The organism is Bradyrhizobium sp. S3.7.6 (assembly GCF_054061875.1).
Window position 1 is genome coordinate 7418682 of the sequence record NZ_JBSSEQ010000001.1, and the last position, 26402, is coordinate 7445083.

General features: G+C 64.6%; 20 protein-coding genes and 1 pseudogene. 12 read left to right on the forward strand and 9 right to left on the reverse strand.

The window, feature by feature from the left end:
• Nucleotides 1-14: 14 nt before the first annotated feature.
• From ACVJ5M_RS35975 to ACVJ5M_RS35995, 5 genes are all read right to left on the reverse strand, one after another.
• Entirely contained in the window at nucleotides 15-3251 is a 3237-nt protein-coding gene (locus ACVJ5M_RS35975; protein WP_063984741.1) for a bifunctional cytochrome P450/NADPH--P450 reductase, read from the reverse strand.
• A gap of 117 nt (nucleotides 3252-3368) precedes the next feature.
• Complete coding sequence (locus tag ACVJ5M_RS35980; RefSeq protein ID WP_063984742.1) at nucleotides 3369-4364, reverse strand: alpha/beta fold hydrolase; 996 nt, start codon at nucleotides 4362-4364, stop codon at nucleotides 3369-3371.
• Nucleotides 4365-4374: 10 nt separating this feature from the next.
• Nucleotides 4375-5925, reverse strand: coding sequence for a WS/DGAT/MGAT family O-acyltransferase (locus ACVJ5M_RS35985; RefSeq protein ID WP_028157105.1), 1551 nt, complete (start codon nucleotides 5923-5925; stop codon nucleotides 4375-4377).
• Nucleotides 5926-5971: 46 nt separating this feature from the next.
• Nucleotides 5972-6772 carry an esterase/lipase family protein gene (locus ACVJ5M_RS35990; protein ID WP_063984743.1) on the reverse strand — a complete coding sequence of 267 codons (801 nt, stop codon included), beginning with the start codon at nucleotides 6770-6772 and terminating at the stop codon, nucleotides 5972-5974.
• Nucleotides 6773-7030, reverse strand: coding sequence for a DUF6489 family protein (locus ACVJ5M_RS35995; protein ID WP_063984744.1), 258 nt, complete (start codon nucleotides 7028-7030; stop codon nucleotides 6773-6775). It lies immediately after the preceding gene.
• Nucleotides 7031-7415: 385 nt separating this feature from the next.
• Between ACVJ5M_RS35995 and ACVJ5M_RS36000 the strand changes: the two genes are divergently transcribed.
• The 12 genes from ACVJ5M_RS36000 to ACVJ5M_RS36055 all read left to right on the forward strand — a co-directional run bounded on the left by ACVJ5M_RS36000 (nucleotide 7416) and on the right by ACVJ5M_RS36055 (nucleotide 21191).
• On the forward strand, nucleotides 7416-9011 hold the full coding sequence (locus tag ACVJ5M_RS36000) for an ABC transporter substrate-binding protein (protein ID WP_063984745.1): 1596 nt from the start codon (nucleotides 7416-7418) through the stop codon (nucleotides 9009-9011).
• A gap of 104 nt (nucleotides 9012-9115) precedes the next feature.
• On the forward strand, nucleotides 9116-10096 hold the full coding sequence (locus ACVJ5M_RS36005) for an ABC transporter permease (protein ID WP_063984746.1): 981 nt from the start codon (nucleotides 9116-9118) through the stop codon (nucleotides 10094-10096).
• A gap of 10 nt (nucleotides 10097-10106) precedes the next feature.
• The gene (locus ACVJ5M_RS36010; protein WP_063984747.1) at nucleotides 10107-11078 is read left to right on the forward strand and encodes an ABC transporter permease; all 972 of its coding nucleotides are present in this window, start codon (nucleotides 10107-10109) and stop codon (nucleotides 11076-11078) included.
• Nucleotides 11079-11120: 42 nt separating this feature from the next.
• Nucleotides 11121-12107 (forward strand): ABC transporter ATP-binding protein, encoded by a 987-nt coding sequence (locus ACVJ5M_RS36015; protein ID WP_063984748.1) that lies wholly within the window; start codon nucleotides 11121-11123, stop codon nucleotides 12105-12107.
• Complete coding sequence (locus ACVJ5M_RS36020; protein ID WP_085404388.1) at nucleotides 12104-13093, forward strand: ABC transporter ATP-binding protein; 990 nt, start codon at nucleotides 12104-12106, stop codon at nucleotides 13091-13093. Before ACVJ5M_RS36015 ends, ACVJ5M_RS36020 begins: the two co-directional genes overlap by 4 nt.
• A gap of 87 nt (nucleotides 13094-13180) precedes the next feature.
• Entirely contained in the window at nucleotides 13181-14986 is a 1806-nt protein-coding gene (locus tag ACVJ5M_RS36025; RefSeq protein WP_063984750.1) for a gamma-glutamyltransferase family protein, read from the forward strand.
• Between the two features lie 9 nt (nucleotides 14987-14995).
• Nucleotides 14996-15706 (forward strand): DUF1028 domain-containing protein, encoded by a 711-nt coding sequence (locus tag ACVJ5M_RS36030; RefSeq protein ID WP_063984751.1) that lies wholly within the window; start codon nucleotides 14996-14998, stop codon nucleotides 15704-15706.
• A complete protein-coding gene (locus tag ACVJ5M_RS36035; RefSeq protein ID WP_063984752.1) occupies nucleotides 15703-16692 on the forward strand; it encodes an ABC transporter ATP-binding protein in 990 nt (329 codons plus the stop codon). Before ACVJ5M_RS36030 ends, ACVJ5M_RS36035 begins: the two co-directional genes overlap by 4 nt.
• Nucleotides 16692-17792, forward strand: coding sequence for an ABC transporter ATP-binding protein (locus ACVJ5M_RS36040; RefSeq protein WP_063984753.1), 1101 nt, complete (start codon nucleotides 16692-16694; stop codon nucleotides 17790-17792). The genes ACVJ5M_RS36035 and ACVJ5M_RS36040 overlap by 1 nt, the downstream gene beginning before the upstream one ends.
• A 23-nt stretch (nucleotides 17793-17815) precedes the next feature.
• Nucleotides 17816-19327, forward strand: a complete 1512-nt coding sequence (locus ACVJ5M_RS36045; protein WP_063984754.1) for an ABC transporter substrate-binding protein — start codon at nucleotides 17816-17818, stop codon at nucleotides 19325-19327.
• A 31-nt stretch (nucleotides 19328-19358) separates the two neighbouring features.
• Nucleotides 19359-20300 (forward strand): ABC transporter permease, encoded by a 942-nt coding sequence (locus ACVJ5M_RS36050; protein ID WP_231144406.1) that lies wholly within the window; start codon nucleotides 19359-19361, stop codon nucleotides 20298-20300.
• Between the two features lie 3 nt (nucleotides 20301-20303).
• The gene (locus tag ACVJ5M_RS36055) at nucleotides 20304-21191 is read left to right on the forward strand and encodes an ABC transporter permease (RefSeq protein ID WP_039151440.1); all 888 of its coding nucleotides are present in this window, start codon (nucleotides 20304-20306) and stop codon (nucleotides 21189-21191) included.
• 116 nt (nucleotides 21192-21307) lie between these two features.
• On the opposite strand, the gene cnbZ is transcribed toward ACVJ5M_RS36055, so the two are convergent.
• From cnbZ to ACVJ5M_RS36075, 4 genes and pseudogenes are all read right to left on the reverse strand, one after another.
• Nucleotides 21308-22054 carry a 2-amino-5-chloromuconate deaminase CnbZ gene (gene cnbZ, locus ACVJ5M_RS36060; protein ID WP_063984756.1) on the reverse strand — a complete coding sequence of 249 codons (747 nt, stop codon included), beginning with the start codon at nucleotides 22052-22054 and terminating at the stop codon, nucleotides 21308-21310.
• Between the two features lie 9 nt (nucleotides 22055-22063).
• Complete coding sequence (locus tag ACVJ5M_RS36065; RefSeq protein WP_063984757.1) at nucleotides 22064-23314, reverse strand: adenylate/guanylate cyclase domain-containing protein; 1251 nt, start codon at nucleotides 23312-23314, stop codon at nucleotides 22064-22066.
• Nucleotides 23311-23700, reverse strand: a complete 390-nt coding sequence (locus ACVJ5M_RS36070; protein WP_014496960.1) for a response regulator — start codon at nucleotides 23698-23700, stop codon at nucleotides 23311-23313. Before ACVJ5M_RS36070 ends, ACVJ5M_RS36065 begins: the two co-directional genes overlap by 4 nt.
• Nucleotides 23697-26295, reverse strand: a pseudogene (locus ACVJ5M_RS36075) (ATP-binding protein). The gene ACVJ5M_RS36070 and the pseudogene ACVJ5M_RS36075 overlap by 4 nt, the downstream one beginning before the upstream one ends.
• Nucleotides 26296-26402: the final 107 nt, after the last annotated feature.

The following is a 26402-nucleotide window of genomic DNA, read 5'->3' on the forward strand; positions in this document are numbered from 1 at the left end:
GATCGGACGAACAATCACCCTCCCGCCCAGACGTCCAGCACATAGCGGTTCTTCGCGCCCATCTCCTCGATCCAGCGCAGAGCCGTGGCGGCATCGCTGCCGCTCTTCTCGCGATGGATCGCAACGAGCGCGGCCTTCACGTCGGGCTCCATCTTGCCGCCATCGCCGCAGACATAAATGATCGCGCCCTGCTCGATCAGCAGCCAGACCCTGTCCTTCTGCGCGGCAAGCATGTGCTGCACATAGGTCTTCGGTCCATCTGCACGCGAGAATGCCGTGAAGAGCTCGGTGATGCCGCTTGCCGCCAGCCCCTTCAGCTCCTCCGCGTAGAGAAAATCCTGGTCGGGATGGCGGCAGCCGAAGAACAGCATGGCCGGACCGAGCGCGGCGCCCTTCGCCTTGCGCGCAGCGCGCTCCTGGAGGAAGCCGCGGAACGGCGCCAGTCCGGTGCCCGGGCCGATCATGATGATCGGCACGGATGACTCATCGGGGAGCCGGAAGCCGGCCTTGGTCTCGCGCACGGTGGCATAGATCGCATCGCCCGCACGCCGGTTGGAGAGATAATTCGAGCAGATGCCTTTGTAGACACCGCGCCCGGAGGCGGCCGGCCCTTCGACCACGCCGACCGTGACGCTGCATCGCGCCGGGTCGACCGACGGCGACGACGAGATCGAGTAATAACGCGGCGCCAGCAGCGAGAGCATTTCCAGATAAGCGTGGAACGGCAGTTCGCAGGCCGGATATTCGAGCAACATGTCGAACACCGATTTGCGCCTGGCCAGAATCTCGGTGCGATAACGCTCGAGCGGCTCGGCCTCCTCGCCAACGAAGGCCAGCAGCTTAGGCTTGGTGACCGGGCAGCGGGTGTGCTCGGCCATGATCTGGATCTGCTTCCGTGTCGCCACCTGCTGCAGCTCGACGAACTCGCTGAGCAGGCGTCCGACCGAGACGGCATTGCCGACCGGCAGCTGCGCGCGGCGGCCTTCGGCGACCTGAAGCCTGATCTGGTCCGCCGGCAGGAAGCCGAAGCGACGGGCAACCGAATCCACCAGCGTCGGATCATTGCGCGGGACCACACTCAGATGATCGCCGACGCGGTAGGTGATGTTGGACGGCAGCTGCACCTCGATATGGCGCGTCGAACGCTCGGACGGATTGGCGCCGGACTTGTTCTGAAGCTCGTCATTGACCAGCACCTTCATCGCGACAGCACCGCCCTGGGCCACGATGGTGTTGACGGCGGTTACTGCGACAGGCTCGATCGCATAGAGCGGATCGTCCTCCGCGGTGCGGGTGAAATTCCAGTCGATGCCGAATTCCTTGGTGGCAACCTGCGCGGCCGCAGGGAACCATTTCTGGAACTGGCCGTCGAGATCGCTGCGCGCATCGCCTTCGCCGCGCGGATAGACTGCGCGCGCACCATGCTTCGACAATTGCTCGTCGATGAAGCGCGGCACCGATTGATAGGTTGCCGCCCAATCGCTGTTGCCGCAGCCGAACACGGCGTAGCGCACATTGGCAAAGGCATCCATCGGCAGATCGTCGCCGAGCCATTTGACGAACTGCGTCGCGTTGTCAGGCGGCGCACCGTTATAGGAGGCGCAGATGATCAGCACGCCGCCCTCCTGCGGCAGCTTGCCGACGTAATCGTCGAGCGGCCCGAGATGCACGGCAAAGCCGTTGATCTCGGCAAGATCGGCCATGCGCGTCGCCAGCTCCTCGGCCGTGCCGAGATTGGAGCCGTAAAGCACCAGCATCGGCGTGTTGTGGCCGGGCCGCGCCGTCGGCTGACGCGGTGCTCTCGGCGCTGAAACCGCAGCCGCGATGGGCCCGCCATAAGCGCCGCGCTCGCGATCGGCGCGCGGACGTACCTTGATCTTGAAGCCTTCCGGCTTCATCGTCAGCGTTTCCTTCAGATGCATCTGATAGCGCTGGTGATCGATCAGCTTGAAGCGCTGGAGGATCATGCCGAGCGCGAGCGCGGCCTCGTGCATGGCGAAGCCGCGTCCGATGCAGGCGCGCTGGCCGTTGCCGAACGGCTTCCAGGCATTGATCGGCCGCTTGGCCTCCGCCTCGCGGCTGAAATTCTCGGGATCGAAGGCGTCTGGATTCGGGCCCCAGACCGAGGGATCGCGATGCAGCGCCGTCACCAGGATGGTGATGAAGGTGCCCTTCCTGAGCCTGTACTGGCCGCCGCCGATGGTCTCGTCGTTCAGCGGCGAGATGCCATAGGCCGGCGCCGGCGGCCACAGCCGCAGAGCTTCCTTGAGGATCTGCGTGATGTAGGTGAGCTGCGTCACCTGCTGGTAGGTCGGCTTGGCATTGACGTCGGGGCCGAAAACGCGGTCGACCTCGTCGTAGGCCTTCTTGAGAATGTCCGGGTGCTTGAGCAGGGCGTAGAGCGTGTAGGACAGCAGGCCGCTGGTGGTCTCGTGCCCCGCGATCAGGAACGTGTTGATCTGGTAGCGGATGTTGATGTCGTCAAGCTGCTCGCCGGTCGAACGGTCGACGCCGGTCATCATCGCGGCGAGCATGTCCTTCTTGTCGTCGATCCCTTCGGCGCTCTTGCGGCGCTCGGCGATGATCTCGTCGACCATCTTGTTCATGAAGGCGACGTCTTCGGCGAGCGTCTTCCGGCGCTTCTGCATCCAGAGCTGCTCGAACGGCAGGCCGCGCGTCATCATGATGGTTTCGAGCGAGCGCACCAGCGACTCGACGAAGGGATGATAGTCGCGCCGATAGAAGGAATTGAAGCGGTACTCGAAGCCGCACAGGCCGATCGTGTCCAGCGTCAGCGCGGTCATGTCATGGACGACGTCGATCTCGTCGTCGGCGTTGAGCCGTTCCCATTTGTTGACGAGCTGCTCGGCGATATCGACCATGCTCGGGTGATAGGACTGCATGGCGCGATTGCCGAACGGCTGCAGCAGGATGTTGTGTGCCTTGCTCCAGTTCGGCTCGCGGGTGTCGGCCGTGAAAAGGCCGTCGCCGCCGACCGCGCGCACGCGGCGCAACGCACCGCGCACCGTCTTGTCGAAGCGCTTCTCGTCGGAGAGCTCGTCGACGAGATCGTGGCCGGAGACGACGACGATCGGCGAGCCCATCATGTCGAGCCAGAAGATCGGCCCGAGCTCCTTGGCAAGCCGGGTCAGGTGCTGCACCGGCGCGGCCGAATCCAGCGACAGCATGTTGCCGACCACCGGCTTGGTCGGCGGCTGCGGAATCGGGTCCAGACGGTTCTTGGATGACATCGAAATGTAGTCCCCCTGCCTCAATGTCGTCATTGCGAGCGAAGCGAAGCAATCCAGAATATATCCGCGGAGGCAGTCTGGATTGCTTCGTCGCTTCGCTCCTCGCAACGACGAGCGCTAGCCAAACCGCCTTCTACGCCATTCGATCAGCTTGGCGCTGACCTCTTCCGGCTTCTCCTGCTGCGTCCAATGGCCGCTGTCGCGGACCAGATATTTTTCGAGATCGGGAATCAGCTTGTCCATGCCGTCGGCGGAAGACGGCGGCAACACCGCGTCGTTCTCGGCCATGATCATCAGCGACGGCACGCGCACCGTATGATCGAGCCCTTCGGCGCGCGTCCAGTTGCGCGACATGTTGCGGTACCAGTTGATGCCGCCGGTGAAGCCCGTTCTGGTGAAATTGTCGACGAACACCTTTTTCTCTTCCGGCGACAGGATCGGCGTGCGCGGATCGTGCTTCGCGTCGTAAGCCGCAATCATCTGCGGAAACGCCAGATTGACCCGCGGCGAGGCGCCCACGCCGGCAATCACTTCCTCTGCCGGCGCATCGGGCGGGCGTGGCGCCGGCTTGCGCATGAACGCATCGAATGTCTGCTCGACGCGATTGCCGAAGATCCGGTCGGGTTCGCGCGCCGGATCCTGGAACTGCACGATGTACATCTTGTCGCCGAAGCGAGCGCGCAGAAGCTCGATCGGATCGGCCCAGGCACGGTTGGTATGAGGCGTGTTGATGCCGACCACCCCCGCAACCCGGTCGATGTGCCGCAGCGGCATCTGCCAGACGATGAAGCCGCCCCAGTCGTGACCGACGAAGATGGCCTTGTCGATCTGGAGATGATCGAGGAGCCCAACGAGGTCGTCGGTCAGATGTTCGATGTCGTAGGCCTCGACCGGCTCGGGCCGGTCGGTCGCGCCATAGCCGCGCTGGTCCGGCGCGATCACCCGGATGCCGGCCTCGCTCAGCGCCTTGATCTGGTGACGCCAGGAGAAGGCGAGTTCCGGCCAACCGTGGCACAGCACCATCGGCGGCTTGTCGCTGACCGGGCCCGCCTCGTAGTAGCCCATGCGGATTCCGTTCGTCTGCACGAACTTGAGCGGTGGCATCTCAATCATCGCAATATTCCTACTCTGCGGCGCCCTTGACGTCGGCCGCCGGCGGCGCGTAGGCCGCCTCCAGCGCGGCGAACTCCTCCGGCAGCATGTCGCACATCACCTGCACGTGCGGAATGATGTTGGCGCCGACGATGAAGCCGAAGTCGAGCTGGTCGCGATAGCTCTGCACGGTGATGTTGAGCGCCTGCCCATGCGTCGAGATCGACACCGGGAAGATGTGCAACAGCTCCGCGCCGGCGGCATAGAGCGTCTGCCGCGGCCCCGGCACGTTGGACACCGTGATGTTGGCCGCCGGCGGCAGCACATCCGACAGGTTCGAGCGGCTGTAGAGCAGCGCCAAAACCTGCACCATCATCGGCGCACCCAGCATCGAGATGTTGGAAATCTGCGGCATCAGGGCCCGCAACGGATGCGACATCTCCTTGGACTTGGTCGACTGCGCGATGATCGCCTCCAGCCGCGCCTTGGGATCGTCGATATTGGTCGCGATCGAGCAGATCATGCCGAACACCTGGTTGTTGGCCTCGGTGTTGCCTTCCTCGCGCAGCGAGATCGGCACGGCGGCGGTCAGCGATTTCGCCGGCAACGTGCCATATTGCTGGAGGTAGCGCCGGACCACGCCGGAGGCGAGCGCCAGCACCACGTCGTTGAGCTTGCCGCCGGCCTGCTTGGCGAGCGCCTTCGAACGCGACAGCGAGATCGAGACGCCGGCAAAGCTGCGTTCCGAGGAAATCGTCTTGTTCAGCATGGTCGGCGGCGACACCATGCTGGCGAGGCTTTCCCGGGATTTCGGATCGGAGATCTTGCCGAGCACGTCGGAGACGCTCTTGACCATGGTCGGGATGTTGCCGGCGAAGCGCACCGCACTCTCGATCTGGTACATCGCATTGTCGAACAGGATCGAGCCGATGTCGCTCTTGCCCGTGCGCGGCAGTTGCAGGTTCTTCGCGGCGGCCGAGGCATCGAGCGGCTGGGTGAAGAGCTGCTGATAGGAATCGAGCAGGTTGGCGGCGATGTCGCGCGGCTCCTGTCCGGGCTTGCTGCCCGCCGTCGGCGGATCGACCTTCCGGGGGGTGGGCGAGATATCGTAGATCATGTTGGTCAGCGCCGCCCCGGCGCCGCCGTCGATGGCGGCGTGGTGCATCTTGGAATAGAGCCCGACCTCGTTGTCCTTCATGCCCTCGAACACGTAGAACTCCCAGAGCGGCCGGGCGCGGTTCAAGAGCTTGGCGTGCATCCAGCCGACGATGCGTTCGAGCGTGGCGCGGTCGCGCGGCTGCGGCAGGCTGGCGCGGAAGATGTGGCGGTCGATGTCGAACTGGTCGTCCTCGACCCAGGAGGGATGATCGATATCGAGCGGCGCCTTCTCCAGCCGCGCCTTCAGGATCGGCGCGATGTGCAAGCGCGAGACGATCATCGCCTTGAAATCTTCGAAGAAGTCGCCCTTGTAGTCGTCAGGCAGGCGAAAGATCGCCATGCTGCCGACATGCATCGGCATCTCCGGCGTTTCCAGATAGAGAAATGATGCGTCCAGCGACGACAGCTTCTTACCGTCAGCCATAGTTCCCTCCGCTCGTTTTGACGGGCGCCTTTGCCGGCGCTTCTCGTCAGGCCGATACTGCCCGTTCCGGCGGGGCATATGCAATGGCAAACGGCCCTGCCCGGTCGAACGGCCAGAACTCCCCCTCCGGTTGGGCCAGGCGGTCCGCCACGGCCCACAGCGCCGCGGGGTTCACGCCGAGCCCGATATGGCTCGCCAGGTGCACCTCGATGTTCTCGGCGCGGTCGGAGGGACGCAACAAACAGGTTCGCCAGTTCACGATACCGTCGGCGCGCGAATAGATCGACGTCGCCGGCACCGGCAGATCGCCGGCGATCGCCTCGCGCAGTTCGGCGAAATCCTCGACACGCTCGCCGGTCAGCGCTTCGTACAGCCGCGTGGCGTTGGTCGCCCGCACGTCGTCGGCAAACGGGCTGCCGAGCGTGACGACGTAGCGGACCATCTCGGGCGCCTGGAGCGCGAGATCGCGGGCATAGACGCCGCCGAGACTCCAACCGACCAGGCTGACCTTGCGTCCGCTCGTGGCGTGGATTTCGGCAAGGCGCGCGCGCAGGGCTTCCCTCATCCGTTCCAGCCCACCGAGATTGCGCCCCATCCGCCAGGCATGCGCCTCATAGCCGAGCTCGCTGAGATAGCGCCGCATCGGTGCCATCGAGAGATCGCTGGCAAGAAAGCCCGGCAGTGCCAGCACCGGATGGCCGTCGCCCCTGGGCGCGCGCATCAGGAGCGGCGACAGCATTACGCTGGCGTTGAATTCGAAAAGTCCACGGGCTTCGGCCAGCAGCAGGCCGAGGCTCGGCGGACGAAGCCGGCCCGACCCCTGCGGCTCGTCCGGCCCGGGCGACATTTATTTCTTCTTGTCGCTGCTGCGCGGGCTGCCGAGACCGGCCATGGTGACGAACATGTCCTGAAACCGCTCGGCGATCTTGGGATCGAAGGTGAACCAGCTCTGGATCAGCGATTCCGGCGAGACCTTGTCGATGTTGGACATCATCTGCTGTTGCAACTTGTCCATCACGGCGGTCTGCATCGGCATCACGTCGGGTAGTCCGAAGAACTGGCGGGCTTCAAGGGGGGTGCAGTCAATTTCGATGTTAACTTTCATGTCCCCTCCAGATGAGATTCGAGCGGCCTGTCGCAGTATCGCCGCGAGACGGTGTGCAACGCAAGCGACCTGAGGCTGGCGGCCGGCCTTGCTTCCGCGATCGGCGGATATGGTCAATGAAATCGCGCCCGCCATGAGCCCGCTTCCTCGGCGCCCGGCGGGGCACGAGGGCCCCGCGGCCGGGGACTTCACCGATCGAAAGTCGAATATCGCCCGCGAACCCCTCGCCGCCAGATTGTCGGCCAGCATTGCTGCACAGCGGCGCAACTTGGCGCGTTCCTTGCTGGAATGGCGCTTGCACGGGTCGTGAACTCTGGGCAACATGGATTGGGACGCCCGCCGAACAATCAAAAATCACGGCGCGGCAGAGTGGAGAGGGTCAAGAATGTCAGTCGGTCGAACTCTGTTTGCGGCGACGCTCGCCGGTACGCTTGCGTTGGCGGTCTCGCCGGCGTCGAGCCAGACGCTACGTTATGCCAACCAGGGTGACCTGAAGTCGCTCGATCCCTATACGCTCAACGAGAGCACCACCCACGCCCATCTCGGTCACGTCTATCAAGGCCTCACCGCGCGCGACAAGGACCTCAAGATCATTCCGGCGCTGGCGGAAAGCTGGGAAACCCCGGAGCCGACCCGCTGGCGCTTCCATTTGCGCAAAGGCGTGAAATTCCACAACGGCGATCCCTTCACCGCCGACGACGTGCTGTTCTCGGCCGATCGCGTCCGCAAGAAGGGGTCCAACATGCAGACCCGCCTTGCTCCGGACGTCAAGGTGATCAAGGTCGACGACTACACCGTCGATTTCGTCCTGCCCTCGCCCAATCCCATCCTGCATAACGCGTGGGATGTCTGGTACATCATGGACAAGAAATGGGCCGAGGAGAACAACGTCGTCGACCCGACGCCGGTGGCGGCGACCACGCCGAGCTACGCCTCGCTCCACGAGAACGGCACCGGTCCCTTCGTCATCGAGAGCCACCAGCCCGGCGTGAAGACGGTGTTCAAGGCCAACCCCAATTACTGGGGCAAGGTCGAAGGTAACCTGAAGGAGATCATCTTCACCCCGATCGCCTCCGACGCCACCCGCGTCGCCGCGCTGCTGTCGGGCGAAGTCGACGTCATTGAGCCGGTGCCGATCCAGGACATCTCCCGCGTCGATTCGAGCCCGAACGCCCAGGTGCTGAAGGGGGCGGAGCTGCGCACCATCTTCATCGGCTTCGATCAAGTCCGCGACGAGTTGCTCTACTCCAGCATCAAGGGCAAGAACCCATTCAAGGACATCCGCGTCCGCGAGGCCTTCTACAAGGCGATCGACATCGAGCTGATCAAGACGCGCGTGATGCGCGGGCTGTCGACGCCGTCGGCGTTGATGATCGCTCCGGAATTGTTCCTGCTGTCCAAGGAGTTCACCCGGCCGAAATTCGACCCTGAAGGCGCCAAGAAGCTCCTGACCGAGGCCGGCTACCCCGACGGCTTCGAGGTCACCATGGATTGCCCGAACGATCGCTACGTCAACGACGCCGCGATCTGCCAGGCCGTCGTCGGCATGCTCGCCCGCATCGGCGTCAAGATCAATCTGCTGGCGCAGCCCAAGGCGCAATACTTCGCCAAGGTGTTGAAGCAAGGCGGCTACCAGACCTCGTTCTACATGCTGGGCTGGACGCCGAGCACGATGGATTCCCACAACGTGCTCTTTGACATCATGGGCTGCCGCGACGATGCCAAATCCTCGCGCGGCGAAGCCAATCTCGGCGGTTACTGCAACAAGGAGTTCGACGCCATCACCGACAAGGTGCTGGTCGAAACCGACACCGCCGAGCGCAACCAGCTGATCAAGCAGGCCTACGAAATCGGCAACAAGGACTGGTCCTACATCCCGCTGCACCAGCAGGCGCTGGCTTGGGGCGTATCAAAGAAGGTCAACCTGCCGCAGCGCGCCGACAATCTGGTCATGTTCCACTGGGCGACCAAGAAGGAATAGCGACAGTTGAACACGAGGTCCCGGCAGCGTCAGGCTTCCGGGACCTTTCCTTTTCCGGCTGACAAAGACGTCAGCCAAACGCACACCCAAGGATAGTGGAAGGCATGCTCGCTTTCACTCTTCGCCGCGCCCTTCAGGCCATCGGCGTCATGTTCGCCGTCGGCATCATCGCGTTCTCGATGTTCCGCTTCGCCGGCGACCCGGTCAACCAGATCGTCTCGATCGATACGTCGGCGGCCGAACGCGAAGCCGTGCGCAAATCGCTCGGCCTCGATGATCCCGTGCCGGTGCAGTTCGTCCGCTATTTCGGCAACGCCGCGCAGTTCAAATTCGGCGTCTCCTATCAGTTCCGCCAGCCGGTCTCTACGCTGTTGATGGAGCGCATGCCCGCGACGCTGGAACTGGCGATCTGCGCGACCGTATTCGCAATGGTGTTCGGCATCCTGATGGGCGTCTATTCGGCGCTCAAACGCGACACCGTGCTCGCCAAATTATTCCAGGCGGTTTCGCTGATCGGCATCTCGTTGCCGACTTTCCTGATCGGCATTCTCCTGATCTATCTGTTCGCGGTGACATTGGGCTGGTTGCCCTCGTTCGGTCGCGGCGAGGTGGTCAAGCTCGGCTGGTGGACGACGGGGCTGCTCACGCTGTCGGGCCTGAAGGCGCTGATCATGCCCTCGATCACGCTCGGCCTGTTCCAGATGACCCTGATCATGCGGCTGGTGCGCGCCGAAATGCTGGAAGTGCTTCGAACCGACTATATTCGCTTCGCTCGCGCCCGCGGGCTGACCACCCGTGCCATCCATTTCGGCCACGCGCTGAAGAACACGCTCATTCCCGTCATCACGGTGGCCGGACTGCAGTTTGGCTCGGTTATTGCATTTTCGATCATCACCGAAACCGTATTCCAATGGCCCGGCATGGGACTTCTGTTCGTGCAGGCCGTGCAAAACGTCGATATCCCGATTATGGCCGCCTACCTGCTGATGGTCTCTCTGATTTTCGTCACCATCAATCTGGTGGTCGACATCCTCTACACCGTGGTCGATCCGCGCCTGCGCTCGACCATCGGCCGCGCCGCATGAGGCAGCCTTCATGTCCGACGTAGTCGCCTCAAATTCCGACAAGCCGAGCACGCTGCCGACGCATGCCGCCCGGAGCTGGCTCAGCCGCGCGCTCGACAGCGACATCTTCTATTCGTTCCGCCGCTCCAAGCTGACCATGGTGGCGGCGGCCATTACCGTGCTGTTCTTCCTGCTCGCGATCTTTGCATCCGCGCTCGCGGTGCAGAACCCGTTCGATCCGGCGCAGCTGCAATTGATGAACTCGCGGATCTCACCGCTCTGGACCGCCGACGGCCAGAGCCCGTTCCTGCTCGGCACCGACGAGCAGGGCCGCGACGTGTTCTCCGCCATCCTGTATGGCTTGCGCATCTCGCTCGCCGTCGGTGTCGCCGGCGTGGTCTTCGCCGGCGCGCTCGGAATCGCGCTCGGCCTGACCGCCGGCTATTTCGGGGGCGCGGTCGACGGCGTGATCATGCGGATCGCCGACGTGCAGCTCACTTTCCCCGCCATTCTGATCGCGCTGCTGGTCAACGGCATCGCGAAATCGATCCTCGGCAACCGGCTGGATGCCAACAGCATGCTGGTGGTGCTGGTCATCTCGATCGGGCTTAGTTTCTGGGTCGGATATGCCCGGACCGTGCGCGGTTCCGTGATGGTCGAGAAGAACAAGGACTACGTGGCCGCAGCGCAGCTGATCGGCCTGCCCGCACCAAAAATCATGCTGCGGCACGTGCTGCCCAACACGATGGGACCGATCCTGGTCATTGCCACCATCAACCTCGCGCTTGCCATCATCACCGAGGCGACCCTGTCCTTCCTCGGTGTCGGCCTGCCCGACACCATGCCGTCGCTCGGGACGCTGATCCGCATCGGCAACAACTATCTGTTCGCGGGCGAATGGTGGATCGTCGCCTTCCCCGGGCTTGCGCTCGCCGCGCTGATCCTGTCGATCAACCTGCTCGGCGACTGGCTGCGCGACGCGCTCAACCCGAAACTTCGATGAGCAAGACTCGATGAGCAAAGCTTCGATGAAATCGCCTCGCCCATGACCGAACCCGTTCTCTCCGTGCGCAATCTTCAGGTCGAGTTCGCCTCCCGCCGCGGCACGCTGCGCGCGATCGACGGCGTCTCCTTCGACATCGCCAAGGGCGAGGTGCTCGGCGTGGTCGGCGAATCCGGCGCCGGCAAGTCCGTCACCGGCCTGGCGGTGATCGGCCTGATCGATCCGCCCGGCCGCATCGCCGGCGGTGAGATTCGTCTCGCCGGCCAGCGCATCGACAATTTGCCCGCCGAGCAGATACGCCGCATCCGGGGAAAACGGATCGGCATGATCTTCCAGGATCCCCTCACCTCGCTCAATCCGCTGTACCGCGTCGGCGACCAGATCATCGAGACGATCAAAACCCACCTGAACCTGTCCGAGGCGGCCGCCCGCCGCCGCGCCATCGACCTGCTCGCCGAGGTCGGTATTCCCGCGCCGGAAAAGCGCATCGACGGCTATCCCCACGAATTCTCCGGCGGCATGCGCCAGCGCGTTGTGATTGCGCTGGCGATCTGCGCCGAGCCCGAACTGATCATCGCGGACGAGCCGACCACCGCGCTCGATGTCTCCGTGCAGGCGCAGATCATCTCCCTGATCAAGCGGCTCGGGCGCGATCACGGCACCGCCGTGATGCTGGTGACCCACGACATGGGCGTGATCGCGGAGACCTCCGACCGCGTCGCGGTGATGTATGCCGGCCGCGTCGCCGAGATCGGCCCGGTACAGGACGTCGTCAGGAATCCGCTGCACCCTTACGCCAAGGGCCTGATGGGCGCGATTCCGACGCTTGCCGGGGACGACAAGCGCCTGGTGCAGATCCCCGGCTCCATGCCGCGCCTATCGGCGATCCCGCGTGGCTGCTCGTTCAATCCGCGCTGCGCCTTCGCCTTCGATCGCTGCCGGGTTGAACGGCCGGAGCCACTATCGCGCGGCACACAATCCGTTGCCTGCCATCTCTACGACACCGTGCCTGCGGAGAGCGCGGCATGAGCACGCCTTTCGTCCAGGCCACAAATCTGCGCCGCGTCTTCGACGTCTCAAAACCCTGGCTCAACCGCGTGCTCGAAGGCGGGCATCTCGAATATCTCAAGGCTGTCGATCACGTTAGCTTCGACATCAGGAAGGGCGAGACCTTTGCTCTGGTCGGCGAGTCCGGCTCGGGCAAGACCACGGTGGCGCGAATGGTGGTCGGCCTGCTGCCGCCGAGTTCCGGCAACGTGCTGATCGACGGCATCTCGATGACCGATCCACGGCAGGCGCAGGCGCGGCGAAAACTGCGCCGCCGCATCCAGATGATCTTCCAGGACCCCTATGCGAGCCTGAACCCGCGCTTCCGGGTCGATGCCATCATCTCCGAGCCGATCCGCGCTTTCGACCTGATCCAGGGCGAGCGCGATATCCAGGCGCGCGTCGGCGAATTGCTCAGCCTTGTCGGGCTGCATCCCGACGACCGGTTGAAATTTCCACACGAATTCTCCGGCGGCCAGCGCCAGCGCATCGCGATCGCGCGAGCGCTCGCCTCCGATGCGGAGTTCATCGTCTGCGACGAGCCGACCTCGGCGCTCGATGTCTCCGTGCAGGCGCAGATCCTGAACCTGATGCGCGACCTCCAGGACAAGTTCGGCCTGACCTACATGTTCATCAGCCACAACCTCGCCGTGGTCCGCCACATGGCGAGCCGCGTCGGCGTGATGTATCTCGGCCGCATCGTCGAGATCGCGGAGGGACGCGAGCTGTTCGCCAGACCGCGCATGCCCTACACCAAGATGCTGCTGGGCGCCGTGCCCGATCTCGCAATGTCGGGCCGCCAGCGTATTCCGGTGAAGGGCGAGATCCCGAATCCGATCAATCCGCCGCCCGGCTGCGCCTTCAATCCGCGCTGCCCGCTGGCGTTCGATCTCTGCCGCAAGGAAGCCCCGGAACTGATCGCCGGCGTCGCCTGCCATGCGGTGAACACCGCGCCGGTCCCGGCGTGACGCGCGCGTGCCATGCGGTCCACGCATTGGCGGCACGGCATCGCCTGTGATCAATTGCGCGCGCGACAAATAAGGTAGCGAAATCCCATGGCCAGCAACGTCAATCCCGATCCCTTCACGACGCGCCCCGAGATCGAGGGCACATTCGGGGTCGTCGCCACCACACACTGGATCGCGACCGCGGTCGGCATGGCCATCCTGGAAAAGGGCGGCAATGCCTTCGACGCCGGCGTCGCCACAGCGTTCACGCTCCAGGTCGTCGAGCCGCATTTGAACGGCCCGGGCGGAGACGTGCCCATCATCGTGCATGACGTCAAACGCGCACGCACCGAGGTGATCTGCGGCCAGGGCCCGGCGCCGGCGCGCGCCACCATCGCCCACTACAAGAGCGAAGGCCTCGACATGGTGCCCGGCACCGGCCTGCTCGCGGCCTGCGTCCCCGGCACGTTCGAATCCTGGATGATGCTGCTGCGCGACTACGGCACGATGCGCGTGCGCGACGTGCTGGAGCCAGCCATCTCCTACGCGCGCGACGGCTATCCGCTGGTCGAGCGCGCCTGCGCCACGATCCAGACCGTCGAGCAACTGTTCCGCAAGCATTGGCCGACCTCGGCCGCGGTCTATCTGCCCAATGGCGAAGTGCCGAGGCCCGGCACGCTCTTCACCAACAAGACGCTGGCTGCGACCTACGCCCGCATTCTCAGCGAAGCCGAGAGCGGCGGCGGTGACCGCGACGCCGAGATCGAGCGCGCGCGAAAGGCCTGGTCGCAAGGTTTCGTTGCGGAAGCCATCGACAAGTTCTGCCGCACCCAGGAGGTGATGGATGTCAGCGGCTCGCCGCATCGCGGCGTGCTCTCGGCCGACGACATGGCGCGTTGGCAGCCGACGATCGAGGCACCGCTCACCTACGACTACGGGCGCTACACGGTCTGCAAAGCCGGCGTCTGGAGCCAGGGTCCGGTGACGCTCCAGCAGCTCGCGCTGCTCAAGGGCTTTGCGCTCGACGGGCTCGATCCGACCGGGCCGGAATTCATCCACCTCCAGATCGAATGCGCCAAGCTGGCCTTCGCCGACCGCGAAAAATTCTACGGCGATCCCAAGTTCAGCGAGATCCCGATCGCGACGCTGCTGTCGGATGCCTATAACGACGAACGCCGCAAACTGATCTCAGAGAAGGCATCGCTCGACTTCCTCCCCGGTTCGGTCGAAGGTTTTGGCGGCGTGGTCAAGCTGCGCCGCGCCGAGGGGCAGCGCGAGGCGGTCGGCGCGCTTGGCGCGGGCGAGCCGACAGTCGGGCGTTTCGGCGAAGTGCGCGGCGACACCGTGCATTTCGACATCATCGACAAGGCCGGCAACATGGTGTCCTCGACGCCATCGGGCGGCTGGCTGCAATCCTCACCGATTATTCCGGAGCTCGGCTTCTGCCTCGGCAGCCGCGCGCAGATGTTCTGGCTGGAGGAAGACCATCCCGCAGCGCTTGCGCCGGGCAAGCGGCCGCGCACGACGCTGTCGCCGACCATGGCGCTACGCGACGGCGAGCCGTATCTGGCCTGGGGCTCGCCCGGCGGCGACCAGCAGGATCAGTGGATCACGCAGTTCTTCCTACGGCACGTCCATTGCAACCTCAATCTCCAGGAAGCGATCGATGCGCCGGCCTGGCACTCCGAGCATTTCCCGATCTCGTTCTGGCCGCGCACCGCGCGCCCCGGCGTGCTCGTGGTCGAGAACCGCGTGCCGAAGGCGACGATCGAGAACCTTCGCGAGCGCGGACACATTGTCGAGGTCGGCCCCGACTGGTCGGAAGGTCGCCTCACCGCGGCCTCGCGCGTCGGGGTGCGCCGCCGCGCCGCCGCCAACCCGCGCGGCATGCAGGGCTACGCCGCAGGGCGCTGAAGGCAGCACATGACCTGGTCGATCATCGCGCGAGACCCTGCCACCGGCCAGTTTGGCATCGCGGTAGCGACCCGCTTCTTCGCTGTCGGCGCGCGCGTGCCCTACATCGCGGCCGGTCTCGGCGCCATCGCGACCCAGGCCTTCGTCAATCCCTATTATGGCATCGACGGCGTCAAGCTGCTGCGCGAGGGCCTGAACGCGCATGACGTTCTCGCCACCCAGCTCGCGACCGACGACGGCCGCGAGAGCCGCCAGATCCACATCATGGACGCCAGCGGCGCGATCGCCGCGCATACCGGGCGCGACTGCGTCGACTGGTGCGGACACATCGCCGGCAGCGGCTTCTCCATTGCCGGCAACATGCTGGCCGGCGCCGACGTGCTCGACGAGACCGCGAAGACCTATATCGCCAATGACAGCCTGCCCTTCCCGCGCCGCCTGCTCGCCGCCATGCGCGCGGGCGAGGCCGCCGGCGGCGACAAGCGCGGCAAGCAATCCGCTGCGCTCCTGATCCACGGCGAGGAGGAATGGCCGGCGCTGGACATTCGCGCCGACGATCATCCCGATCCGCTGGGCGAACTCGAACGGCTGGAGCGCGTCAGTCAGGAACTCTGGGTGCATTTCCGCTCTTCCATGCCGACGCGGCAGAACCCGGCAGGCAACACCGATCGCAGCGTCATCGACGCCAGCATTGCTGCGAGCCGAGCAAGGCAATCATGAGCGCAAGTCCTCTCATCGAGATCAAGGATCTGCGCATCCGCTTCCACGGCGACGACGGCCGCGTGACCCACGCCGTCGACAGCGTCGATCTCAGCGTCGCCAATGGCGCGACGCTCGGCCTCGTCGGCGAATCCGGTTGCGGCAAGAGCGTGACGTCGCTGGCGATCATGGGTTTGCTGCCGAAGCAAAGCGCGGAGATCTCGGGCGCAATCCGCTTCGACGGCTTCGACCTGCTGAAGACTCCTGACCAGACGCTGCGCGATCTCCGCGGCAACCGGCTCGCGATGATTTTTCAGGAGCCGATGACGTCGCTCAACCCGAGCTTCACCATCGGCGACCAGATCATCGAGACCATTCTGCGCCACCGCGGCGGCTCACGGCGCAGCGCGCGCGAGCGGGCCATCGAGCTCTTGCGCCGCGTCCACATCCCCTCGCCGGAGCGGCGGATCGACGAATATCCGCACAAGCTCTCCGGCGGCATGCGCCAGCGCGTGATGATCGCGATGGCGCTGGCCTGCGACCCGCGGCTGCTGATCGCGGACGAGCCGACCACCGCGCTCGACGTCACCCTGCAGGCGCAGATCTTGGAGCTGATGCGCGAACTGAAGGCGGCGAGCGGCGCCGCCATCATCCTGATCACCCACGATCTCGGTGTTGTCGCCGAAGTCTGCGACGAGGTCGCGGTGATGTATGCCGGCGAGATCGTCGAGCGCGCGCCGGTCGACGAGCTGTTCGCGATGCCGCAGCATCCCTACACCGTCGGCCTGCTGGGCTCGATCCCGCGGCTCGACCACCGCGCCGAGCAGCTGGCCACGATCGAAGGCATGGTGCCGAACATGGCGCAGCCACCCGCCGGCTGCCGTTTCGCCGCGCGCTGCCCCTTCGTGCTGGACGCCTGCACGGAGGTGCCGCCACCGCTGGTCGAGGTCAGCCCCGGCCACCTCTCGCGCTGCATCCGCGCACCGCTCGAACTTCTGGTGTCGTGATGGCGCTTCTCGAGGTCGAAGGCCTGGTCAAGCATTTTGTCGCCGGGCGCTCGCTGTTCGGCCGGGCACTGGGGCATGTCAAAGCGGTCGATGGCGTCAGCTTCTCTCTCGACGCCGGCAAGACGCTGGCCCTGGTCGGCGAATCCGGTTGCGGCAAATCCACCGTCAGTCGCCTGGTGCTGCGGCTGATCGAGCCGGATGCAGGCACGGTGCGTTTCGCCGGCCGTGACCTGCTCTCGCTGGACGCCGCGGCGCTCCGCGCCTTCCGCCGCGAAGCACAGATCATTTTCCAGGACCCCTACGCCTCGCTCAATCCGCGCATGACGGTCGGCCAGATTCTCACCGAGCCGCTGGCGCTGCACGATCTGGTACCGCCGGCGCAACGGCGCGAGCGCGTCGCGGAAATCTTGCGGCTGGTCGGCCTCGAGCCACGGCTCGAGCGGCGTTATCCGCACGAATTCTCCGGCGGCCAACGCCAGCGCATCGCCATTGCCCGCGCGCTCGCGGTCGAACCAAAACTGATCATCTGCGATGAGCCGGTCTCGGCGCTGGACGTCTCGATCCGCTCGCAGATCCTGAACCTGCTGCGCGAGCTTCAGGACCGGCTTGGGCTGGCCTATATCTTCGTCTCGCATGACCTCGCCGTGGTCAAGCACATCGCCGACCATGTCGCCGTGATGAATCTCGGCCAGATCGTCGAGACTGCCGAGGCGGACGCCCTGTTCGCGGCACCCCGCCATCCCTACAGCCGTGCGCTGCTGTCCGCGATCCCCATGCCTAAACCGCGGGCAAAGCGCAGCCGAATTGTGCTGCAGGGAGAGATCCCCAGCGCACTCAGCCCGCCGCCGGGTTGCCGCTTCCACACCCGCTGCCCCTACGTGATCGACCGCTGCCGCAGTGAAATGCCGCAGCTCGTGCCGGATGGCATCGGACATGCAACGGCCTGTCACCGAACGTCGGAACTGCCGTCCTCCGCGGCGATCGTCCCGTCCGACGGCGGCTTCTCGCCGGTCCTTGAAAAATTGGTCGCCGCCTTCAGCGGGGGCCCGGAAGCAGTCCGCGGCAGCGGGGTTAGTTCATTGGGAACGGACCCGGCATAGCCGCAAAACAGAGGTTGAGAGCGATGAGTTTCATGCGTTTGACAATCCTGGCGTCGGCTGTGCTGACGTCGCTCGCGGGCGCAGCCCAGGCTCAGACCACGCTTCGCATCGGCATCGCCGAAGACCCCGATATCCTCGATCCCAGCATCGGCCGCACCTATGTCGGCCGCATCGTCTTCTCCGCCTTCTGCGACAAGCTGTTCGACATCGACGAGAAGCTCAACATCGTGCCGCAGCTCGCGCTGTCCTACGAGACTTCGGCCGACGGCAAGGAGATGACGATCAAGCTCCGGCCGAACGTCAAATTCCATGACGGCGAACCGCTGGACGCCGAAGCCGCAAAGTTCTCGATCGAGCGTCACATGACGCTGCCGACCTCGTTCCGGAAGTCGGAGCTTGCCAGCGTCGACCATGTCGAGGTGGTCGATCCCCTGACCATCAAGCTGGTGCTCAAGACCCCTTACTCGCCGCTGATCGCCCAGCTCACCGACCGCTCCGGCATGATGGTCTCGCCGAAGGCCGCGAAGGAGGCGGGCGACAAGTTCGGCCTGCATCCGGTCTGCGCCGGCCCCTACAAATTCGTCGAGCGCGTCCAACAGGACCGCATGGTGTTCGAGAAGTTTGCCGACTACTGGAACAAGGACAACATCCATATCGACCGCGTCGTGTTCCTGCCGATTGTCGACGCGACGGTGCGCCTTGCCAACCTCAAGTCCGGCGGGCTCGATTTGATCGAGCGCGTGCTGGCCACCGACATCAAGGATGTGCGCGCCGATCCCAAGCTGGTGCTGTCGACGGCGCCCGAGCTCGGTTATCAGGGCCTGACGATCAATATCGGCAACGACAAGACCAAGGGGCCACTCAGCCAATCCGCGAAGGTACGCCAGGCACTCAGCCTGTCGATCGATCGCGAGGCCATCAACCAGGTCGTATTCAACGGCGAGTTCACGCCGGGCAATCAATGGGTCAGCCCGACGCATCCATACTATCAGAAGGCTTTCCCCATTCCGGGTCGCGACATCGCCAAGGCCAAGGCGCTGTTGAAGGAAGCCGGTGTCAGCCTGCCCGTCACCGTCGACTACATGGTACCAAAGGGCACCGAGTACGAGGCCGTCGCCCAGGTCGTGCAGTCCATGGCCGCCGAAGCAGGCTTCGACATCAAGGTCCGCGTCGTTGAATTCGCGACCACCTTCAAGCAGGCGCAGGCCGGCGAGTTCCAGGTGTTCCAGATCAACTGGAGCGGACGCATCGACCCGGACGGCAATTCCTACATCTTCATGCGCAGCAAGGCGCCGCAGAACGACGGCGTGTATTCGAACCCCGAAGCCGACAAGCTGATGGAAGACGGACGGGCGACGTCCAATGTCGAGGAGCGCAAGGCGATCTACGGGAAGCTGACCAAGATCCTGCTCGACGACCTGCCGATCATCTACATCTATCATCGTACGCTCCTGATCGCGCATACGAAGAAGCTCGAGGGCTACCGGCAGATGCCTGATGGCCTCGTGCGCGTGGTCGGGCTGAAGTTCAAGTGATCGCGGCATCACTCGGGAAACGCGTGGAGCCATGCTGAACTTCCTCGCCCGCCGCATCGCGCAGATCGTGCCGACACTGTTCTTCGTGTCGGTGCTGATCTTCTCGCTCCAGCAATTGCTGCCGGGCGATCCCGCGCTGGTGATGGCCGGCGAGGAGCGCGATCCCGCAGCGATCGAGCAGATCCGGCAGCAGTACAAGCTCGATCAGTCGATCCCCGTGCAATATGTCTACTGGCTCAAGGGAGTCCTCACCGGTAATTTCGGCGAGTCGCTGCGCAACAAGATGCCGGTGCGCGAGTTGATCGCCCAGAAACTGCCGGTGACGCTCCAGCTCGGCTCAATGGCGATCCTGATCGCGTTCCTCATCGGCATTCCCGCCGGCATCATCTCCGCGGTGAAGAAGGGCACGGTTTGGGACTATGGCGCCAATCTGTTCGCGCTATGGGGCATCTCGACGCCGAATTTCTGGCTCGGAATCCTCATGATCTTCCTGTTCTCGATTCACCTGGGCTGGCTGCCGGCCTCAGGCTATGTGCCGCTCACGGAGGACTGGCGCGCGAGCCTGGCCGCCACCATCATGCCGGCCTTCGTGCTCGGCAACGCAATTTCAGCGGTCCTGATGCGGCACACACGCAGCGCCATGCTCCAGGTTCTGGAGAGCGACTATGTCCGCACCGCGCGCGCGAAAGGTCTCTCCGAGCGCTCGGTGATCCTCAAGCACGCGATGCGCAACGCGCTGACGCCGATCATCACCCTCGGCGCGCTCGAGCTCGGCACGCTGTTGTCGGGCGCGGTGCTGACCGAGCAGATCTTTTCCATTCCCGGCTTCGGCAAGCTGATCGTGGACGCCGTCTTCAACCGTGACTATGCGGTGGTGCAGGGCGTGGTGCTGGTGACGGCCACAGTCTACATCACGCTCAATCTCGTCGCCGACGTCGCCTATGTCCTCGTCAATCCGCGGCTGCGAGGTTAGACGATGACCGACGCCGCACTGCCAGCCAGTCCCGCCACCCAGGCCTACGAGCTGGACAGCCCGGCCCGCCGTGCGCGGCGGCGCCTGTTCAAGCGCAAGGCCGCGGTCTTCGGGCTTGTCGTGATCACAGCCTTCATCCTGCTTGCGGCCCTTGCGCCGCTGGTCGTGCCCTATGATCCCATTGCAACGAGCTGGAGCCTGGTGCGCAAGCCGCCCACCGCCGCCCACTGGTTCGGCACCGACGATCTCGGCCGCGACATCCTCAGCCGCGTCATCTACGGCGCGCGGGCCTCCCTGATGGCGGGTCTGATCTCGGTCGCGATCGCGCTCGGGATCGGTGTCCCTCTTGGTCTCCTCGCCGGCTATCGCGGCGGATTTGTTGACGCGCTGATCAGCCGGATCACCGATGCGATGTTGGCCTGCCCGTTCCTGATCCTGGCGATCGCGCTGGCCGCCTTCCTCGGTCCCAGCCTCGGCAACGCCATGATCGCGATCGGCATCTCGGCAACGCCGATCTTCATCCGCCTGACGCGCGGGCAGGTGCTGAGCGTCAAGGCCGAAGACTATGTCGAGGCGGCGCGCGCGCTCGGCAATCCGCCGTGGCGGATCGCGTTCTCGCACATCCTGCCGAACATCCTTCCCGCGCTATTGGTGCAGGCGACGCTGTCGATCGCCGCCGCCATCATCGCCGAAGCCGCGCTGTCGTTCCTCGGCCTCGGCCAGCAGCCGCCGGCACCGTCCTGGGGCAGCATGCTCAACGCGGCGCAGCGCTTCCTGACCCAGGCGCCGTGGATGGCGATCTGGCCGGGCCTTGCGATCTTCCTCGTGGTGCTGTCGCTGAACCTGCTCGGCGACGGCCTGCGCGACGCGCTCGACCCGCGCCAGCGCTAGCAGTCCCTCAGGTGAGGAGCGCGTTCTTACGCGCGTCTCGAACCATGAAGGCCCGACTGTCACCTGGAGCCATCGTTCGAGACGCGGCCTGACGGCCGCTCCTCAGGATGAGGACCTCAAATCACGGTCTCGCGCATCACGCGACGGCAATCCATCTCGTATTCGAGGTCGACCACCGGCGGACGGGCGAAATGCCAGGTCAGGCCGGAGCGCAGCGCGCCGTGGCGGACCAGCTCGTCGACCAGCGCGTGGTGGAAATCGTGCACGGAATAGGCCTGCACGCCGGTGGTGTCCTTCCAGCCGAAGCCGAAGGCCGTCATCCGGTTCTCCATCTGCGACGTCGTGGTGAACCGCACCTTCTCGCGAAGACCCTCCGGGCTGAGGTCGCGGTAGCGCACCGTGCGCTCGACATAGGTGCCGCCGCCCTCGCGCGCCTCGGCGCCACCGGCGATCACGAAGCTTGGTGCCTTCGAGGTTGTCGGACGCGTGAAGGAGAAAGCATAGAACGACGGCTCGGACGGCGGATCGATCTCCGGACAGACATTGCTGCGCGCCACCGGATTGGTGGTGCCGTCGAAGATGCCCCATTCGGACAGCGTCTTCACATAATGCAGGTTGAATGCGCGAAAGCCTTCCTCGCTGAAGGCCGCCGGTGAGCGCAACTCGCAGGCACAGAACGCCGTCAGCGGACGCCCTGCTTCCTGGATATACTTCGCCGCGAGCGCAAATCCCTCGGCCAGCGGCACCAGGCGATCGAACCGAACCCGCTCAATCTCGTATCCGTCGTCAGCGGCGGCACCCGCCGAATACTGGAACACGGACGGAATGAACCGATAGTTGCCGGCGGAGAAATCACCAATCATGTCGAACTCCTAATCCAGTTTCATGCGGATGCCCTTGGCACCGTTGAGCAAGCGCTTCAGGTGAAAGCCGGCCAGGGAATCGTCGGCGTGCATCCCGACCAGCGCGGCAAAGGCCGGCATGGCCGCGACGTCGCCGGCTTCCATCTTGGCAAAAGCCTCGGAATATTGCGCCGTCCTTGGCGCTTCGAATTTATCCTGCGGCAACGGTTCGAACGCACGCAGCGGTTCGCTGCGTCCGCGCAGCATCAGATCACCCACGGGACGGCCTTGAAAATGCTCGGCAGCCTTGGCGACGCTGGCACTGGCGCAGATGCGTGTTCCCAGATGCTTGTTGGCGGCCTCCAGTCGCGCCGCGATGTTGATGGTGTCTCCATAGGCGGTGTAGTCGAAGAAGCGGTTGCCTCCGAAATTGCCGACCAGTGCCGGCCCGGCGTGAATGCCGATGCGGGTGGTGCCGAAATTCACGCCCACGGCCCTCTGGCGCGCGCAGAAATCCTGTGCCCAGGCATCGAGGTCATGGGCGCAGGCGACCGCACGCGTCGCATAGTCCGGCTGATCGCCGGGCGCATTGAAGAGCACCTGGATCGCATCGCCGATGATTTTTGCGACCGTCCCCTCATGCGCGAAGATGGTTTCGGTCATCCCGCCGACATATTCGTTGAGGAGCGCGCCGAGCGTCTCGGGCGGCGCGCTCTCGACCAGGGAGGTGAACCCGGTGATATCGGTGAAGATGGTGGCGACATCGCGCCACTGCACCTCGATCCCCTCACCCTCGCCGCCCGCCACCAGACGCTTGGCGAGCTCGGGCGAGAAATGGCGCGACAGCGCGGCATGGGCCCGCTCCGCCTCCATCTGACGGCGCCGCACCTCGCGCAGCATCTCGATATGGCGAATGGTCTTCTCGATCGTGGCTTCCAGGTCGGCGAAGTCGATCGGTTTGGTGAGGAAGTCGAACGCGCCGCGGTTCATGGCGGTGCGGATGTTGCTCATGTCGCCATAGGCCGAGACGATGATAGTCGACTTCTTGTCCTCGGCCTCCTGGAGCTTCGCCAGCAGCGACAGCCCATCCATGCGCGGCATGTTGATGTCGGAGACCACCATGTCGACATGCGGGTTCTGCTCGAGGGACTCCAGCGCCTCGACGCCGTCGCGTGCAAACATGATGTCGACGAGCCCGTCGCGGATCTGCCTGCGAAACTTCTGCAGGATCAGCGCCTCGAGGTCTGGCTCGTCATCGACGAAGAGGATGGTCGAAGTCATGCGGCTTGCTCGAGCCTCGTGTCGATCTCCTGCCGCAGCAGCGCAAAATCGATCGGCTTGGTGAGGAGCCCGATGGCGCCACGCTCGATCGCCTTCCGGCGCGTCTCGGCGTCACCATAGGCCGTGATCATGATGACGGGAACGTCCGGATGCTCGGCGCGCACCTTGGGCAGCATGTCGAGCCCGCTCATGCCGGGCATGTTGATGTCGGACAGGATCAGGATCAACGAGGGGTCGCGCACCTCGGAGGCGAGCCTGAGCGCATCGGACGCGGACGGCGCGAATTCCATCTGGAAGCGTCCGGCGCGCAGGTCACGCCGGAACTGCTGCCGGAACAGCGCCTCGACGTCGGGCTCGTCATCGACGACCAGGATGTAAACGTTCAATTCTTGCCTCCGGGAGTATCGTCCGCCGCCATCTGGCGCGGCAGCGTGATGATGAATTCGGTGAATACACCGGGCTCGGTGTTCACGTCGATCGTGCCGCCGTGCTGCTTCACGACGATGTCATGGCTCATGGACAGGCCGAGCCCGGTGCCCTCGCCGGCCGGCTTGGTGGTGAAAAACGGATTGAACAATTTCGCCTTCACCTCGGGCGGAATCCCTGTGCCGTTGTCGCGGATCCGGATCTCGACCTTGTCGCCGAGGTTTTTGGTGGCCGCGTTCAAGGTGGGCTCGAAGCCGTCCGTCGCGCTCTCCTTGCGCTTGGCCGCAGCATAGAAGCCGTTCGAGATCAAATTGAGCAAGACGCGCGCGATCTCCTGCGGATAGACATCGACCGTCCCGGCCCCGGGATCGAACTCGCGCTCAAGCGTGACGTTGAAGGCGGGCCGTTCCGCGCGCGCACCGTGATAGGCGAGATTGAGGCTTTCCTCGACGACGGCATTGATATCGCTGGGGCGATGCTCGCCGGAACCCGCGCGCGAATGCAGCAGCATGTTCCTGACGATGGAATCGGCGCGCTTGCCGTGCTGCACCACCTTTTCCAGATTGCTCCTGAGCATGCCGGTCAGCTCGTCGACCTCCTCCTTCGTCTTGCCGTCGAGCGAAGCCGATTGCAGGGCCTGGTTGAGTTCATCGATCAGCTCGGTCGAGACCGAGGAGAAATTGTTGACGAAATTGAGCGGGTTCTTGATCTCGTGGGCGATCCCCGCCGTGAGCTGGCCGAGGGAGGCGAGCTTCTCGGTCTGGATCAGGCGATCCTGCGCGGTACGCAGATTGTCGAGCGACTGCGACAGCTCCGTGGTACGCTCACGAAGCTGCTTGAGCAGTCGAGCGTTCTCGATCGCAATCACAGCCTGTTTGGTGAAATTCTCAACCAGTGCGATCTGCTTGTCGGCGAACGGACGGACCTCCTTGCGATAGACCGCGATCGTGCCAATCAGCTCGTTCTCCTTCAGCATCGGCACGATGACGATCGTACGGGCGCCGGCGACGTCTGAGATCGCGCGAACGGCAGGCCCACCAGCAAGATAGGCAGGTGTGTTTTCGCACATCGTGAACGTGGACGACCTCACGTGTCCTGACGACCTCGGCGAGCGCGCTGTTCGGACGAGGTCGGATTTCCACATCTTTTCGCGAAGCAGCGAACGCAGCCGGCACATTGTAATCCGCCGCAATCGTGAAGCTTTCACCGCCCCAGAGATTCATGACGCCGAAACTTGCGCCACAGACCCGCGTCGCATTTTCGAGCATTTTGTAGAACACGGGAGCGAGTTCGCCCGGAGAGGAACTGATGACCTCCAGCACCTCAGAAGTCGCCGTCTGTTGCTCGAGCGTTTCGGACAATTCAGCCGTCCGCCGCTCGACCTTGTTTTCCAAATCCGCATAGGATTCCTGCAACCGCGCGCCCATGTCGTTGAACTGGTCGGCGAGTCCTTCGAGCTCGTCGCCGGTCTTGATCGAGATGCGCTGCGAGAAATCGCCGCCGCCGATCCGCTCGGCGCCGCTGCGCAGGGCCTGGATCGGTCCGACCATGCGGCGTGCGAGAAAAATCCCGGCGAGCACCGCGAAGATCGACGCTGCGAGCAACACGATCGCCAGCCGCTGCAGCGAAGCATAGAGCGCCGCATAGGCCTCCTCGACCGGCAGCTCGACGAGCATGGTCCAATGCAGCGGCTCGATCGGGGCCGATGTGGTCAGCACCTTCTGCCCCTGGATATTGCGCGCTTCGGGGAGCGCGTCGGACAGGGTGCCGCCTCCAGCCTGCGCGGCGCGCACCTGGGCGAGGCCCGACATGTCGGTGTTGCGCAGCACCAGGCTGATGTCGGGATGCGCGATCAGGCGTCCCTCCGGGCCGACCACATAGGCGTGCCCGTGTTCGCCGACCTTGATCTGGGACACGACGTCCCAGATCAGCTTGAGATTGACCTCCGCGATGCTGACGCCGGCATCCTTGCGCGCGCCGGCCAGCGCGAGCGTCATGTAGGGCTCGGACTCCCTGCGGAAATAGACCGGGCCGTAATAGACCTTGTGCGCGACCGCCTCGGTGAACTTCGGGTCGGCCGACAGGTCGATCCCGCTGTCGGTCGCGTCCATGGCCAGCCGCGAGACCCGCAAGCGCTCCTTGCCGGTCGCATCCACCTGGGCGAGCTCTGTGACCGCGGGCACCTGGCGCAGCAGCCGTTGTGCGTCGAACCGGCGCTGCTCGATCGAGCCCGCCGACCAGGGCAGCTGCGTGGTCCAGCCTAGCTGGCTCTCGATCTCCTTGACGAACTGGCCGATCTTGGCCGCGGCCGCCTCCGCCTGCTCATGCTGGACCCGGATCAGCGCGGCCTTGTGCTCGCGATAATAGAAGAAGACCTCGAACAGCCCGTTGGCCAGCAGCGCAATGGCGACGACGGCCACGAAGAGCGCGACATATTTGGTGAAAAGCCGGGTCCTGATCCCGCGCCCCGCCGCCTCGCCGGGCACGACGCCAGCCGCGGCCGCGCTCGGCGCCGTCCTGGCTTGCGGGGTGTCGGGGTGGAGGGAGATGCTCATCCCGGCGAATCTAGCAAGAAGGCCGGAACTTGTCTCTCGCCAACGCGGAAAGGGCTCCCCCTAAGCCTGACGGCGTCCGCAGGCTGCGGGGCAAATGAAAAGGGCGG

What these genes read in the sequence shown, in the direction of transcription:
- ACVJ5M_RS35975 (WP_063984741.1), bottom strand. Translation starts at nt 3,251, where the DNA reads ATGTCATCCAAGAACCGTCTGGACCCGATTCCGCAGCCGCCGACCAAG.
- ACVJ5M_RS35980 (WP_063984742.1), bottom strand. Translation starts at nt 4,364, where the DNA reads ATGATTGAGATGCCACCGCTCAAGTTCGTGCAGACGAACGGAATCCGC.
- ACVJ5M_RS35985 (WP_028157105.1), bottom strand. Translation starts at nt 5,925, where the DNA reads ATGGCTGACGGTAAGAAGCTGTCGTCGCTGGACGCATCATTTCTCTAT.
- ACVJ5M_RS35990 (WP_063984743.1), bottom strand. Translation starts at nt 6,772, where the DNA reads ATGTCGCCCGGGCCGGACGAGCCGCAGGGGTCGGGCCGGCTTCGTCCG.
- ACVJ5M_RS35995 (WP_063984744.1), bottom strand. Translation starts at nt 7,030, where the DNA reads ATGAAAGTTAACATCGAAATTGACTGCACCCCCCTTGAAGCCCGCCAG.
- ACVJ5M_RS36000 (WP_063984745.1), top strand. Translation starts at nt 7,416, where the DNA reads ATGTCAGTCGGTCGAACTCTGTTTGCGGCGACGCTCGCCGGTACGCTT.
- ACVJ5M_RS36005 (WP_063984746.1), top strand. Translation starts at nt 9,116, where the DNA reads ATGCTCGCTTTCACTCTTCGCCGCGCCCTTCAGGCCATCGGCGTCATG.
- ACVJ5M_RS36010 (WP_063984747.1), top strand. Translation starts at nt 10,107, where the DNA reads ATGTCCGACGTAGTCGCCTCAAATTCCGACAAGCCGAGCACGCTGCCG.
- ACVJ5M_RS36015 (WP_063984748.1), top strand. Translation starts at nt 11,121, where the DNA reads ATGACCGAACCCGTTCTCTCCGTGCGCAATCTTCAGGTCGAGTTCGCC.
- ACVJ5M_RS36020 (WP_085404388.1), top strand. Translation starts at nt 12,104, where the DNA reads ATGAGCACGCCTTTCGTCCAGGCCACAAATCTGCGCCGCGTCTTCGAC.
- ACVJ5M_RS36025 (WP_063984750.1), top strand. Translation starts at nt 13,181, where the DNA reads ATGGCCAGCAACGTCAATCCCGATCCCTTCACGACGCGCCCCGAGATC.
- ACVJ5M_RS36030 (WP_063984751.1), top strand. Translation starts at nt 14,996, where the DNA reads ATGACCTGGTCGATCATCGCGCGAGACCCTGCCACCGGCCAGTTTGGC.
- ACVJ5M_RS36035 (WP_063984752.1), top strand. Translation starts at nt 15,703, where the DNA reads ATGAGCGCAAGTCCTCTCATCGAGATCAAGGATCTGCGCATCCGCTTC.
- ACVJ5M_RS36040 (WP_063984753.1), top strand. Translation starts at nt 16,692, where the DNA reads ATGGCGCTTCTCGAGGTCGAAGGCCTGGTCAAGCATTTTGTCGCCGGG.
- ACVJ5M_RS36045 (WP_063984754.1), top strand. Translation starts at nt 17,816, where the DNA reads ATGAGTTTCATGCGTTTGACAATCCTGGCGTCGGCTGTGCTGACGTCG.
- ACVJ5M_RS36050 (WP_231144406.1), top strand. Translation starts at nt 19,359, where the DNA reads ATGCTGAACTTCCTCGCCCGCCGCATCGCGCAGATCGTGCCGACACTG.
- ACVJ5M_RS36055 (WP_039151440.1), top strand. Translation starts at nt 20,304, where the DNA reads ATGACCGACGCCGCACTGCCAGCCAGTCCCGCCACCCAGGCCTACGAG.
- cnbZ (WP_063984756.1), bottom strand. Translation starts at nt 22,054, where the DNA reads ATGATTGGTGATTTCTCCGCCGGCAACTATCGGTTCATTCCGTCCGTG.
- ACVJ5M_RS36065 (WP_063984757.1), bottom strand. Translation starts at nt 23,314, where the DNA reads ATGACTTCGACCATCCTCTTCGTCGATGACGAGCCAGACCTCGAGGCG.